The organism is Streptomyces sp. M-16, assembly GCF_052114405.1.
Lineage (GTDB): Bacteria > Actinomycetota > Actinomycetes > Streptomycetales > Streptomycetaceae > Streptomyces.
Genome location: NZ_JBFRER010000094.1, coordinates 16741 through 29283 on the forward strand (window position 1 = coordinate 16741; position 12543 = coordinate 29283).

The window sequence follows — 12543 nt, forward strand, 5'->3', positions numbered from 1 at the left end:
GACGCACGTGTAGAGCCGGTGACGGCGCCGATCGCCGTCACCGGCTACCTCAGGCAGGAACCCCGACCGAATCCCGTCGGTCACTTCCTGCGGCCTGGGTGGGAGAGCGCCTGCGCGAGCTGGTCGTGGTTCATGGACGAGCGACCCGGGATGCCGGCCGCGGCCGCCTTCTCGTACAGCTCTGCCTTCGTCAGCGCCATCAGCCCCCGGCCCTTGGCCGCCGGTCCGGAGCGCGCCCGCTTCTTCGCGGCCGGCGCCTTCTTCCCGCCCGCCGCCCGAGAGCCGGGCGAGGTGGCCTTGTCGCCGGTGTCCTTGGGGCTTCTGGCCCGCTCGACGCTGGCGCGCAGGGCCTCCATGAGGTCGACGGCACCGGTCGGCTCCGCCGCCGGTTCGGCCTTCTCCACCGTCTCGCCGGAGGCCTTCGCCTTCACCAGAGCCTCGACCTTCTCGCGGAAGGAGTCGTGGAAGGCCTCCGGCTCCCACTCCATGGCCAGGGCGTCGATCAGTTGCATGGCCATCTTCACCTCCGCCGCCGTGGCCTCGACTTTCCCCGGCAGGTCGGGCACCTCGGCGTGCGGATCGCGCAGTTCGTCGGCCCAGTGCAGAGTGTGGAGCGTCAGGAGGCCCTCCGCCTCCTCCGCCTTCAGGGCGACCAGGTACTCCCGACCGCGCATCACGAAGGTGGCGATGCCGGCCTTGTTCGACTCGGCCAGGGCGCGCTCCAGGAGGGCGTAGACCTTCCCGTACTGGGCTCCCCGGGGCCCGAGGAAGTACGTCTTGTCGAAGAAGACCGGGTCGACGGTGTCCAGGTCGACGAAGCCGGCAACGTCGATCGACCGGGACCGGCCGGGGGCGATCTCGTCGAGCTCCTGCGGCTCGACGATCACGTACTCGCCTCCGGTGTCGAACCCCTTCACGATGTCCGCGAGGTCCACCTCGTCGCCGGTGCGCTCGTTCACCCGCCGGTTCCGGATCCGGTCCGCGGTCCCGCGCTGGAGCTGGTGGAAGCGGATCGTGTGGCTGTCGGTGGCCGTGTACAGACCCACCGGCAGGCTGACGAGCCCGAACCCCAAGACCCCCGTCCACACCGGTCTGGCCATCGCCGCACCACCCTTCACGAGGTACACCAGGGCGTCTATCCACCCTGCGCCCCCTCACCTCCACCGGCAACGCCGGCCCGACCCGAAACGCCGACCCCTTCCGGCGGGACAGGGAAGCCCTCACCGGGGTCGTCAGGCCCCTTCCACCTCGCCGCGCTCCCTTGTCCAGGAGCGCACGGTGTGCTCGCCCTGGGGCCCGTCCTCGACCAGCTCGATGCGCACGTCGGCTTGGCTGCCGTAGCGGCCGATGAACCCCCGGAACTTCCGCTCGGCGGTCGCTTCGCTGTCCCAGGTGCCGGTGACGGCGGGGGAGGAGGGCGGCCCAAAGCGCAGCCTGACGTGGAACGGCACATGCGGATCATGAGCGGTGCGCGTCCCTGCTGCAAGCTGCGCGAGAACGTGGGCGGCCCGCCGCCGCCCAGCTCCCTCACCACCCGCTGCGACACCGGCACGCCCTGTTATCGAAAAGATGTTCCGTCGCGGGTGGTATGCGGGTTACTGTCCCTGAACGCAAGATCCCTTCAGGGGGGAGCACCACATGCACGTCATCGAATCCGAAGCCCGCCCCGGGCGTCCGCCCGATGTCACCCGCCCGGGCCCGGACGGACTCACCGCCCGGCAGGCGGCCATCGTCGCCTTTATCGAGCAGACCGTCGCCCGCAAGGGCTACCCGCCCTCGATGAGGGAGATCGGCGAGGGCGTCCGCCTGCGCAGTACCTCCTCCGTCGCGCACCAGCTGATGGCTCTGGAGCGCAAGGGCTTCCTCTACCGGGACCCGCACCGTCCCCGCGCCTACCGCGTCCGCAGTGACCAGCACGCCGACCTCCCCGACACCCCGGCCGGCATGACGCCGGAAGCCGTCCAGGTCCCGCTCGTCGGCCGCATCGCGGCCGGCACGCCAATCCTCGCCGAGGAGCTCGTCGAAGACGTCCTGCCGATGCCGCGGCACCTGGTCGGCGAAGGCCAGCTGTTCGCGCTGACGGTGGTCGGCGACAGCATGATCGAGGCCGCCATCTGCGACGGCGACATCGTCACCGTCAGGAAGGCCGACAGCGCGGACCACGGCGACATCGTCGCCGCCATGCTGGACGGCGAAGCCACCGTCAAGCGCCTGCGCCGCGAGAACGGCCAGGTCTGGCTCATGCCGCACAACGCTGCCCATCAGCCGATCCCCGGCGATGACGCCGTTATCCTCGGCAAGGTGGTCGCCGTCCTGCGCGCGCTCTGAACCAGAGCGCGCTGCGCCGCCCATGGGACGTCTCCCCTCGGCACGGCGCCCCCCTGCACGAGCCCGGCACAACGCCGACACGGAACAGTCCAACGACGGGACCCCGACTTGACCCTGATGCCCGGAGCACGCGTGCCGGGACGGACCTGGACGGTCCGCCTTACCGGCCACCACGATCACACCGTGTCCGTCACGTGCAGCACCGCCGCGTGCCGGATGCCGCCCCGCTCGAAGGACGCCGCGGGCATGCGCCGCTTCGCCGCCGAGCACATCAAGGCCCACGGACGCCTCGCCGGCACCCGCCCCAACGCCGCCTGCAGTTGCGGCAGTGCGCAGTGCGCCCTCCACGAGAACCCCGTCCACTGTGCGGGAACCAGCCTGCTGGTCCTCGTCCACAACCCGGCCGTCGGTCAGGTCTGGACACTGGCCGAGGTCTGCCAGACCTGCGCACGGAACATCCCGCACATCACCATTCTGGCCACGGCCAAGCCAGCCGTCCCCACCCCGGCGGCCCCTTCCGTGGAGCAACCGGCTCAGCGCGCCGTGGTGCCGGGCGGATTCTCCTCACCTGAGGTCGCACCTGATCCCGTCCCGGGCCAACGTCGCCAGCACCGTCCCAACCGTCCTCGGCGGTCTCGGGGCTGAGACCGGCGAGGCACCGCGCCGAGCTGCGCAGGGCAGCCAGCCGTCTGCTCTACGGAGGACACGGACGGCGTGGGCGTGCTCCGAAGCGGTCCGCCCGGTCGACGTGCGAAGGGCTCCCGGGCGGACTCCGCTCACCACGCTGCCCGCTCGCTCACCGCGGCGCCGCAAGCGCGGCCGCGGTCTCGGCTGAACGGCGCAGCATTCGGACCGTCGCATGCTCTTGCACCGGCAGAGAAAATGCGCCCCGCATCACCCGAGCATTCCCTAGTCTCGGGTGATGGAGGACAGGGACGAACAGCAGCACCTGCAAGCACTGGTCGAGTTGCTTGAGCATGGCCGGCAGTTCGAAGACCTCACAACCGCCGACCCGTCGGCCGGACCCTGGAAGCCGGCAGCGGGGAGCGACCTGGAAGCCGACGATGTCGCGGTTGCTCCCTACCATCTGTCCCACGCCGCCTGGCTCGCCCTCACCGTGGCCGGAGACCACCTACGCGCCCTGCGCACCAGCGTGCTCACCGAGGAATCCGCAGACCGGGTCACGGCCACCCTGCACACCCACGCCCAGGCTTCCCTTGCCCGCGGTGTCATCGAGAATGCCGCACGTGCGGTGTGGCTGCTGGCGTCGGATGACCGCCTGATCCGCATCCAAAGGCGCCTGGCCCTGCAGAGGAAGGACATAGGGTCCTCCACCAAGCTGCATGATCTCCTGGGCGGGAAGACGCCGCGGACGAAGGAGGTCCGAGAAGAGGAGCTCCGGCAGCTGGCGCTGCGCGCCGGCACCCCACCGGACCGCGTAAAGGGGATCCTCAAGGCCCCCGACTACACCGAGATCGTCCGGGAGGCCGGAGACCACATGGGCCCCCACGGGAAGATGGCGGTGGCTCTGTGGAGCGGGTGCAGCTCCCTCGCCCACGGAGACCTCTCTGGTGCCCTGATCTTCCTCGCGAGGGAAGCCATCTCCCAGGACGAGACCGTCATGCTGGCCAGGATGACAGGCAACTTCGGCATGCTCAGGCACTGCACGGCGGTAGGTGTGGCGTTCCTCGGTCGAGGTAGCGCCCTGTACCGCAGCCGCGCCGGTGCGCCGGCGAGCTCGTAGGCGGACCGTGCAGCTCAGGGCTGGTTGACCAACGCCCGGATGCGGTCGAGGCGCTCCCTGGTTGCCTCTTTCCCGTACGCGGCCACGCAGCGGGCCACGGCCGACAGCGCGAACACCGTGGTCAACTGCGCGTCATCCAAAGCGAGACGGGGCGCTGCGCCGTCGTCGGCGAGAGCCAGCACCGCTTCCTGGACGGCCTCGTCCATGGGGATGCTGTCCAGCCACGCGAGCCCTGCCCGCCCAATCACCGCGCGGCTGTACGGAGAGAATCCGGGATCGGCGAGGACGGCGTCGTGCAGCAGCCCCGACGCCTGCCGACGCATGTAGTCGGCGGTGGTCGCACACCTGGCTCCGGCAGCGAGGGCGTACGCGACGGCGTTTGGATCCGCAGCGAGGTAGCCGAGCATGAGGTCCAAGGCGGCCGTTTCGCCGGCGATCTGCTCCGTGCTGGTCGTCATGTCCTGCCCAACGAGGCAGCGGAGTTGTGGGCGCGGTCGAGGACGGGAGTTCCCTGCAGACCTCGGTCCCTCACGCATCCGTATGGCGGGCAGATTGGATCGAAGCAGGGTTCTGACCAGCCCCGATTGTGAGCTGTAGCTGCTATAGTTGTCTTGTTGGTCGGCGGTGGCAGTCGGCCAGCAAACCGAATCCGTATCTCACTCCCCAGGGAGAGCTATGACCACGCCCAGCACGCAGGTCGCTACCTCCGACACCGCGAAGAAGGAGGAAAAGCAGCCCGTAAAGCCGACCGCGAACTTCGCGGGAATCCACGCGGAGATCATCGACGCTCTGAATTTCGCTGAATTTGGAATTGCCCCGAAGGCGCAGCCGCCCGCGCAGCGCGGTGTGCTGATCGAGACCGGCGGCAACCACGTCGTCTTCAGCGCCTACGACTTCGACACCGCGGTGTCGGTCATGGTCCCGGCCGCCACGCCCGCCGCGAAGGGCTCCTCACTCCTCGACTTCCCGGAGTTGAAGAAGACGCTCGCGGCCATGGTCGCCGGGGAGACCAAGGCCGTCGCGGCCCAGACCCGCGTCTCGCTCGACGGAGACCTGCTGGCCACCGAACACCTCACCGTGCCCATCACCACGCACGACATCCACGCGTACACCCAGCCGCTGGAGGCCGTGCCCGCCATGGCCACCATGGACGCGCGAACCTTCCTCGCCCAGCTCAACCGCGTACTGCCCACAGCAGGCACCGACGACACGCTGCCCGTACTCACCGGCATCCAGGTCACGCTGGACGGCGAGACGCTCACCATGGCCGCCACGGACCGCTACCGCTTCGCCGTCGCGGAAGTCCCCGTCACCGCCACCGTGCAGCCGCCGGAGAAGCCGCTCACCGTGCTCATCCCGGCCGCCACCCTCTCCGCCCTGGCCAAGCGGCTGAAGACGCACGACGGCCCCGTGGGCATCGGCCTCCTCACCGCCGATCGCGCCGAAGGGGAGCCCGTGGTCATCCTGCCCACCGCCCGCGCCACGCTGTCGCTGGGCGCCATCACCATCACGATGCGCTCACTGGACGGCAGTCTCCCCAAGTACGGGAAGTTGTTCCCCGAGATGTGCGAGACGTCGGTCCGGCTCGACCGCGCCACGACCGTCCGGGCCGTCAAGAAGGCTCAGGGAGTCCTGACCGCCAAGGGCCTCAAGAACGTCCCCGTCATGTTCGTCTGGGACACCGACGGAAACCTCACGCTCGCCCCCCGGCTGGACACGGCCGAAGGCGACGCCCGCACCAAGGGCATGCCCATCCCGACGACCATCACCCACGGCAGCGGCGAAGGCCTGCGCGGCGGCCTCGCCGCCTTCAACCCGAGCTTCCTGCTGGACGCGCTCGGCACTTTCACCGGCAACACCATCACCCTGCACTTGGGCGAGATGGAGAAGGGGCAGCTCAACAAGCCCGGACTCTTCACCGAGGGCCCCGAAATGGCTGGCCAGGGCTACAAGCACCTGTTGATGCACGTCCGCCTCTCCTGAGCGAACAACCACCCGTGGGGGTGGGGCGCGCAGCCCCACCCCCATCCCCGGCGGGGAGTGGCACCCCGCCGGCCCCGAACACACCCACACAGGAGGTCCCCCCCATGACCGTGATGCTCGACTGGCGAGGAACCCCGATCCCGCACCGCGCCCACGTCCTCTTCCCCCGGAAGTGGGGCCGCAGCGCCCACTCGACTGAGATGGTGGAAGGCGTCGTCCAGAGCTTCAGCCCCACCGGACGGATCACCGTCGACGTCCTTCGAACCTCCCGTCCGCGCGAGACCGGAGGAACCGGCCGCACCCGCTACGCGGTGCCGGCCCACAGCGTGACGGTCGTGCCCGATCCGGCCCGCCTGCGCGCCGGAGACCCGGGTGACGCCACACCGAGCCCAACCCCCCAGATGCCCGCCCCAGCCGCGCCCCGTGAGCTCTTGACGGTCGACGGGACGCAGTACGGGCCCTACCCCGGACAGCCCACCGCAGCGTCGCGATCCCCGTACGGCACCTACCTGTTCACCGGCGAGACCGCGCAGCGCATCGTCGAAGACCTGCACCGGGACAACTGCGGCCTCACGGCAGCGTTCGAGTACGACGGCACGCTCACGTTCACCTGGGACGCCACCTATCGGGACGAGCCCGGCGCCGAGCGCGTCACCCCGGACGCCCAGGGCCGCTACGCGATCGGCGGACTGTGGCCCTGGGACAATTGGCCGGAGACCGGCGAGGCGACGCCCCAGCCCTGACGCTCCACCCGACGCAGCCCAGGCCCCTGCCCGTGGAAGGACGCGTTTCGGTCCGCCACGGGCAGGGCCCGGAGCGGGGCGCGTCCAGCACGCGCCAGCAGCCCGCGGGCGGCCGGGACGGCCCCCAGCCCGCGACGGCCCCCAGCCCGCGACGGCCGGCGCGTCGTACACCGGCCTGCCCGACGGCTCCGGCTTCACCCGCAGGAGTGAATTCACCCCTCGCGTACGCGGGCGGGGATCTGGCGGTGCGCCCCCAACTGCCCCTCAAAACATAGCCATTGACATCAAATGGCATCTTTCGCAATCTTTCGGACGTGGCTCCAAACGGGGGCCCGGAGAGGAGTTCGTGATGGGCAAGCAGCGGGAGTTCTACGACGAGCAGGCGGCGGCCGGCAGGCTCGGAGTCCCGGTGGCCGCCTGGCGCTGGGCGGCCGGGTCCGGACTGGTCCCGCCGGCGGACGCGGGGCCGGGCCAGTGGTCGCGGTCCGCGGTCGACGGGGCGGACGCGGAAGGCGTCCGCGCCGCCCTGCGCGGGCCGATGGCCGCGGGGCAGGCGGCGGACCGGCTGACCGAGGCCCTGGGTCAGCCGCTGCCGCGGTGCCGCCCGCGGGTGACGGCTGCAGCGGTCGGTCACCTGGTGAAGGCCGGCCTGCTGGTCTGGCTCGGCGGGGAAGCGGCGTGCCCCGACGTCCATCCGGACCAGCTGGCCGCCCTCGCTCGCCGCCGGGACCTGCCTGCGCTGTTGGACCGCCACGTCCCCTTCGGCCCGGACCAGGCCGCGGTCCGCCTGGGCGTGCGCAGGGTCGACTTCGACCAGGTCGTCAGGCTCGGATGGATCTCCCCGGCGGGCTCCGTGATGATCGACTACAAGTCCCACGGCGGCTGGACCAAGGTCCCCCTCTACTCGGGGGTCGATCTGGCCCTGCTCCCGGTCCTGCGACCCGGAGTGGACTGGGAAGCGCTGCGCACGGTGCCCGCAGGCCGCCGCTCGCCCCTCGCGGGCCTCGCGCCGGTCGCACCCGGGCGAGACGTGGTGCTGCTGGCAGAGGTGGCGAGGATCGCCCGAGTCGGCCGCGCCGCGGTGGTGAACTGGCGCCGGCGGCACGCCGACTTCCCGGCCCCGGTCGGCGGGACGGACATCCACCCGGAATTCGACCGCAGGGCGGTGGCCAGCTGGCTCCTCGGCCACGACAAAATCGAGATCCCGTCCCAGATCCCGCCCGCCATGCTGCTCCTCGGCGGTGGCGAAGGCGCGACCAGGCTCCGGCTCGACGGCCCGCTGCTGCTCCTGGCGGACGACGCCCAGGACGAGGACCAGCTGACGGGCTGGACCACCGAGGACGACGCCGACACGCTGGCCAAGCTCACGGCCGGGGAGTTCGGAGCGTCGCTGCGCAGGCTGGCTGTGCCCGGAGCTGCGCCGCTGGCGGTGCCCGGCGAGGTGCGGCTCATCGACCTGTTCAGGAACGGATCGGGGGGACTGAAGGTGACCCTGGCGTGGCCGGCCGCCCTCCGGGGCGCCGCCTCGGACAGCCAGGCGGGCGGCGTGGTGCGCCACGGCCTCGCGTACGCGGGGCCGGGGGAGGCCTGCGTGTGCAGGCGGCACGCCTGCGGCGGCGTTGTTCCCGTCTCCTGGTGCGCAGAGCACGGGGCGTCGGTCGAGCCGGTCCTTGAATGGCACCCGGGCGGCGGAATCCGCTGCACACACCTGGCCCGAAGCCGGAGCGCTGCCGCCGCAAGCGCCCCGTCCGGGGTCTGATCAGGCGGTGGGCCGGAGCCCGGCGAAGGAGTCGGGCCCCGGCCGGGGCAGCGGGGCCCCGACGGAGCGGACGCCAGCAACTCCAACCACCCAGGTGGTGCACACCATACGCCGAAAGTGATGTGTGCATGGTATAGTTGTCTCAGTGGTTGGCGGTGGCAGCCGACCAAACCGAAGACACGATCGAGAGGATCGCAGATGACCATGACGACGGCGGAGCAGTTCTTCTCCCAGCCCGGCCGCGAATACCCGTTCTCCATCTCGGACATCGCCCGCCGAGCGGTGAAGCTCCTGGGTGACGACTGGCACGCCGAGTCCGGCTACTGGGGCGTGACCGGCGAGATCACCACCCGTGAAGGCGCCCGTTTCACGGTGGGCGTCGACCACGAGGGAGACCTCTACGTCCACGCGGACAAGAACGCCGAACCGACCTTCCTCCTCCAGTACTTCGACTGCACCAGCGCCTCGGACGGCCTGGAAGAGGTCACTAACCGCGTCGTCGCGGTCATTCTCGACATCGCCTGACCCGCGCCCCTCACCCCGCCCCGGGCGTCAGGAACGCCCGGGGGTAGGCCCACAAAGGAGCCTTCCATGATCACCATTCCCGCGAACTGCCTGGCGCGCAACGACCGCGTGATCATCAGCAGCGACGAGATGCCCTACCTCGTGGACACGGTCACCGATACCCCTGCCGGTGGGGTCCGGGTTGCCTACTCCAGCGGCGACACCATCGAGTACACGGTCAGCGAGGAAGTCGCGATCGTCGGCTGACCGGACGTGGTGAAGGCGGGCGGCTGAGGGCCCGCCTTCACGCGCTACCTGTACCGGCCGGACTCCGGCTGGGTGGATGCGGCGAGGAAGGGCCAGCCGAGAGGCGGGCCGTCGGCACGTTCCCCTGCTGGCACCGCCATCGAGAACCCGCCGAAGCTCCCGGGGGTGGGGCGTCAGCCTCAGAGGCCGGCCGAGGGGCCGAGGCCCGCCCAGACCATGCTCGCGAGGGCTCCGCCCGCCATGAATGGCCCGAAGGGGATCATGGTGGTGCGGTCCGCTCGGCGTCGAGCGACCAGGGTGAGGCCGTGCGCGGCTGCCGCGAAGAACGCGGCGATGGTCCCGGCGAAGAGCACGGACCACCCATACCAGCCGAGCACCTGGCCCAGGACGAGCGCGAACTTGACGTCGCCGAAAGCCACGAAGCGCGGGTTGATGAGGAAGAGAAGGAAGTAGGTCGAAGCGAGGGCGAGCCCGCCGAGCAGTGCGCGCGGCCAGGAGCCGCTGGTTTCCCCCACCAGCGCGGCCACCCCGAGAGCCACAAGGGTTCCTACGGCCAGCGGGAGGGTCAGCACGTCGGGCAGCCTCTGCACGGACCAGTCAACGACGCAGAGCAGGACGGTGAACGGCGCCAGCAGCAGCCAGACGAACAGCTCGGGCCGGGCTCCGACCCCGGTCCCCAGCGCGAGACATACCAAGGCGCTGGCCAACACCACCCCGCCGGCGGGCGCATAGCTACTACTCCGCCGATATCCAGCCCCGCCTCCGGTCCAGGCATTCGGGCCGGTGGCCGGAGCCGGCCACCGGCTGCGGGTGCCGGTCGAGGACAGGCACTGGGGGCACACCGCGCGGCCCAGCCAGCCGGCGACCGGGCCGCTCATCGGGTGGCCGGCCGGACAAGCCGAGCGCCACGGCCGGCCCTGCTCGACGGAGAGGCGGTAGGCGGCCCGGGGCAGGAAGAGCCCCGCCACCGCGCCCCAGAGTGCGACCCCGGCCACGAATAGCATCATGCCCACGTCAGCCCCTCATCCTCGCTTCGAGGCCCGGCCGGGCCACCCCTTCCCAGAGCTTCATCCCGCCCCCGCCTCGCAAGCCTCTGACTTGGCGCGGACGTTAGCAGGAGCACCCGGACGCCCAAGGACCGGGACGGGAGCCGTCGCGCGGGTTGTTCCGCTCGCGGCCAGGGGTCTGTCCCTTCCTCGCTCATGATGAATGCATGGTATAGTTGTCTTGTTGGTCGGTGGTGGCAGCCGACGGACACCGGAAGACACATTTCTGTGAGGAGAGTTCCATGGCACACCTGATTGAGCAGTTCAGCGATGGTACGGCGGCGTTCGTGAGCGCGCAGAAGAGCGCATGGCACCGGCTGGGGACCGTGACGACGGAGGCCCTGACTGCTGAGGACGCGATGCGTCTGGCCGCGCTGGACCGCTGGAACGTTCGCCTCGTCGGCCTGCACGCGACCGAGCTGACGGCCGAGGGCGCGACGCTGCTGGACGTGCCGAACCACCGTGCGAGCGTCCGTACCCACCCGAAGACCGGGCGCCCCGAGACGCTCGGCGTGGTGGGCCCGGACTACGTGCCGGTACAGAACGAGGAGCACGCGGAGTTCCTGAACTACCTGGTCGACGAGTCCGGCGCTCACTTCGAGACTGCGGGCTCGCTGAAGGGCGGCCGCCAGGTCTTCCTGACCATGAAGCTGCCCCAGTCGATGACGATCGGCCGGAGCGACGAGGTGGACCTCTACATCGCCGCGTTCAACTCCCACGACGGCTCCAGCGCGTTCCGGATCGTCGTCACCCCTGTGAGGGTGGTGTGCGCCAACACCCTGCGGGCCGGGCTCCGCAACGCGAAGAGCAGCTACACGGTCCGCCACACCTCCGGCGCCCACGGTCGCATCGCCCAGGCCCGCCAGGCTCTGGGACTCACCTTCAAGTACGCCGAGGAGTTCGAGAAGGCCGCCCAGCGCATGCTGGACGCGGAGATGACCACCCCCATGCTCCGGTCGGTCGTGGAACAGCTGTGGCCTGTCGCCAACGGCGACAGCACCCGGAAGAAGAACAACCAGCTCACCCGCTGGAACACCATCCGGAACCTCTTCGAGAACGCGGACACCCAGGCAGGTATCCGGGGAACGGCGTGGGCGGGCTACAACGCCATCACCGAGTACGCCAACCACGTTGCCCCGGCGCGAGGCGCAACCTCCGATCTGAAGAGCGCTGCTCGCGCGGAGCGTGTGATCACGGGGACCGCCGACGACGTGATGGAGCGGGCCTTCCGCCTCGCGGCCGTCTAGTTCGACTTACGGGGAGCAGCCGGAAGGCTGCTCCCCACCCCCTGCCAGGCTGAGGATTCCCCGAGGGCCTGCCCGGCCGGCTAGCGGTGCCGGAAGTGGGCGGGGGGTGGGGTGTTTTGAGGGTGTGATAGCTGTGTGGGGGAGGCCCGGAAGGGCCTCTTCTTCTTTTCCGGGGTGGTGTTCTTTTCGATTCCCGGGCGGTCTGTATTTCTCGCATGCGTTCTCTGACGTGTCATCAGGTTCGGATGGTGTGACGGTCCGTCCATGAGGCGAGCAAGAGATATCAGAACGGAGTCTCACGCGGCGAAGAAATGGAATTCAAAGCGACCGATTCGGCCGTAAGGCCGTCCCTGGAATTCGAGCACGCCCCGCCCTCGTGAATTCGGAAGCCCGTAAGGGCGGCCCACTCCAGTCACGGCGCCCGGAAGGGCGCTGAAACCCCCTCAGGAAACGACAACCGCCACCCCCGCCCCCGAACACCCCCACCCCACCCAGAAGCACCCGCACACACCCCCTCCCGCCCCCACAGGCCCCGACAGGGGCCCACACCCCCCACCCAGCCCCCACCAACCACCCAACCAGCCACCACACATGACACCAACCCCCAGACCCTAGCCACACCCCCACAACGAAACACCCCCACACCCCCAAAGCCCCGAAGGGGCCCACACCACCCACCACCCCACCCGCCGGCAGGCGGGCCCCACCCTGCAACCAACACCCCATCAATTCCCGCAACGCGGGAATCCAAAAAAGCCTAAAAGGCTTTCAAAAACCACCAACCAAGAATTGCCGAAAGGCAATTCAAACCCGCCCCAACAAAACCCCCGAAGGGGGTTGACCCCCACCACCCCGAATTCCCCGAAGGGGAATTCCCTGCGTGAATTGCCGAAAGGCAATTCCTTTAGGGGCATTTATGCCC

13 protein-coding genes are annotated in these 12543 nt (G+C 70.0%); 9 read left to right on the forward strand and 4 right to left on the reverse strand.

Features of this window, described 5'->3' with window-relative positions; all coding sequences use genetic code 11:
* Positions 1 to 80: 80 nt before the first annotated feature.
* Both ku and AB4039_RS31415 read right to left on the reverse strand, forming a co-directional pair.
* Positions 81 to 1100 (reverse strand): non-homologous end joining protein Ku, encoded by a 1020-nt coding sequence (gene ku / locus AB4039_RS31410; RefSeq protein ID WP_442272369.1) that lies wholly within the window; start codon positions 1098 to 1100, stop codon positions 81 to 83.
* Between the two features lie 132 nt (positions 1101 to 1232).
* The gene (locus tag AB4039_RS31415) at positions 1233 to 1451 is read right to left on the reverse strand and encodes a hypothetical protein (RefSeq protein ID WP_360712624.1); all 219 of its coding nucleotides are present in this window, start codon (positions 1449 to 1451) and stop codon (positions 1233 to 1235) included.
* 187 nt (positions 1452 to 1638) lie between these two features.
* Here AB4039_RS31415 and lexA point away from each other — a divergent pair, with 187 nt between their 5' ends.
* From lexA to AB4039_RS31430, 3 genes are all read left to right on the forward strand, one after another.
* A complete protein-coding gene (lexA, locus tag AB4039_RS31420; RefSeq protein WP_442272370.1) occupies positions 1639 to 2328 on the forward strand; it encodes a transcriptional repressor LexA in 690 nt (229 codons plus the stop codon).
* A 183-nt stretch (positions 2329 to 2511) separates the two neighbouring features.
* Positions 2512 to 2973, forward strand: a complete 462-nt coding sequence (locus tag AB4039_RS31425) for a hypothetical protein (protein ID WP_442272371.1) — start codon at positions 2512 to 2514, stop codon at positions 2971 to 2973.
* A gap of 277 nt (positions 2974 to 3250) precedes the next feature.
* On the forward strand, positions 3251 to 4072 hold the full coding sequence (locus AB4039_RS31430; protein ID WP_442272372.1) for a hypothetical protein: 822 nt from the start codon (positions 3251 to 3253) through the stop codon (positions 4070 to 4072).
* Positions 4073 to 4086: 14 nt separating this feature from the next.
* Here AB4039_RS31430 and AB4039_RS31435 read toward each other — a convergent pair whose 3' ends face one another.
* Positions 4087 to 4530 carry a hypothetical protein gene (locus AB4039_RS31435; RefSeq protein WP_442272373.1) on the reverse strand — a complete coding sequence of 148 codons (444 nt, stop codon included), beginning with the start codon at positions 4528 to 4530 and terminating at the stop codon, positions 4087 to 4089.
* A gap of 217 nt (positions 4531 to 4747) precedes the next feature.
* Between AB4039_RS31435 and AB4039_RS31440 the strand changes: the two genes are divergently transcribed.
* From AB4039_RS31440 to AB4039_RS31460, 5 genes are all read left to right on the forward strand, one after another.
* Positions 4748 to 6055, forward strand: a complete 1308-nt coding sequence (locus AB4039_RS31440) for a hypothetical protein (RefSeq protein ID WP_442272374.1) — start codon at positions 4748 to 4750, stop codon at positions 6053 to 6055.
* A gap of 104 nt (positions 6056 to 6159) precedes the next feature.
* Entirely contained in the window at positions 6160 to 6798 is a 639-nt protein-coding gene (locus AB4039_RS31445) for a hypothetical protein (protein ID WP_442272375.1), read from the forward strand.
* Between the two features lie 349 nt (positions 6799 to 7147).
* Positions 7148 to 8557, forward strand: coding sequence for a hypothetical protein (locus AB4039_RS31450; RefSeq protein WP_442272376.1), 1410 nt, complete (start codon positions 7148 to 7150; stop codon positions 8555 to 8557).
* A 198-nt stretch (positions 8558 to 8755) separates the two neighbouring features.
* A complete protein-coding gene (locus tag AB4039_RS31455) occupies positions 8756 to 9082 on the forward strand; it encodes a hypothetical protein (RefSeq protein WP_100583678.1) in 327 nt (108 codons plus the stop codon).
* Positions 9083 to 9148: 66 nt separating this feature from the next.
* On the forward strand, positions 9149 to 9328 hold the full coding sequence (locus AB4039_RS31460; protein ID WP_442272377.1) for a hypothetical protein: 180 nt from the start codon (positions 9149 to 9151) through the stop codon (positions 9326 to 9328).
* A 179-nt stretch (positions 9329 to 9507) separates the two neighbouring features.
* Here AB4039_RS31460 and AB4039_RS31465 read toward each other — a convergent pair whose 3' ends face one another.
* Positions 9508 to 10332, reverse strand: coding sequence for a prepilin peptidase (locus AB4039_RS31465; RefSeq protein ID WP_442272379.1), 825 nt, complete (start codon positions 10330 to 10332; stop codon positions 9508 to 9510).
* Between the two features lie 284 nt (positions 10333 to 10616).
* Here AB4039_RS31465 and AB4039_RS31470 point away from each other — a divergent pair, with 284 nt between their 5' ends.
* Positions 10617 to 11621: a DUF932 domain-containing protein gene (locus AB4039_RS31470; RefSeq protein ID WP_442272378.1), complete on the forward strand. Its 1005-nt coding sequence runs from the start codon at positions 10617 to 10619 to the stop codon at positions 11619 to 11621.
* The last annotated feature ends 922 nt before the right edge of the window (positions 11622 to 12543 follow it).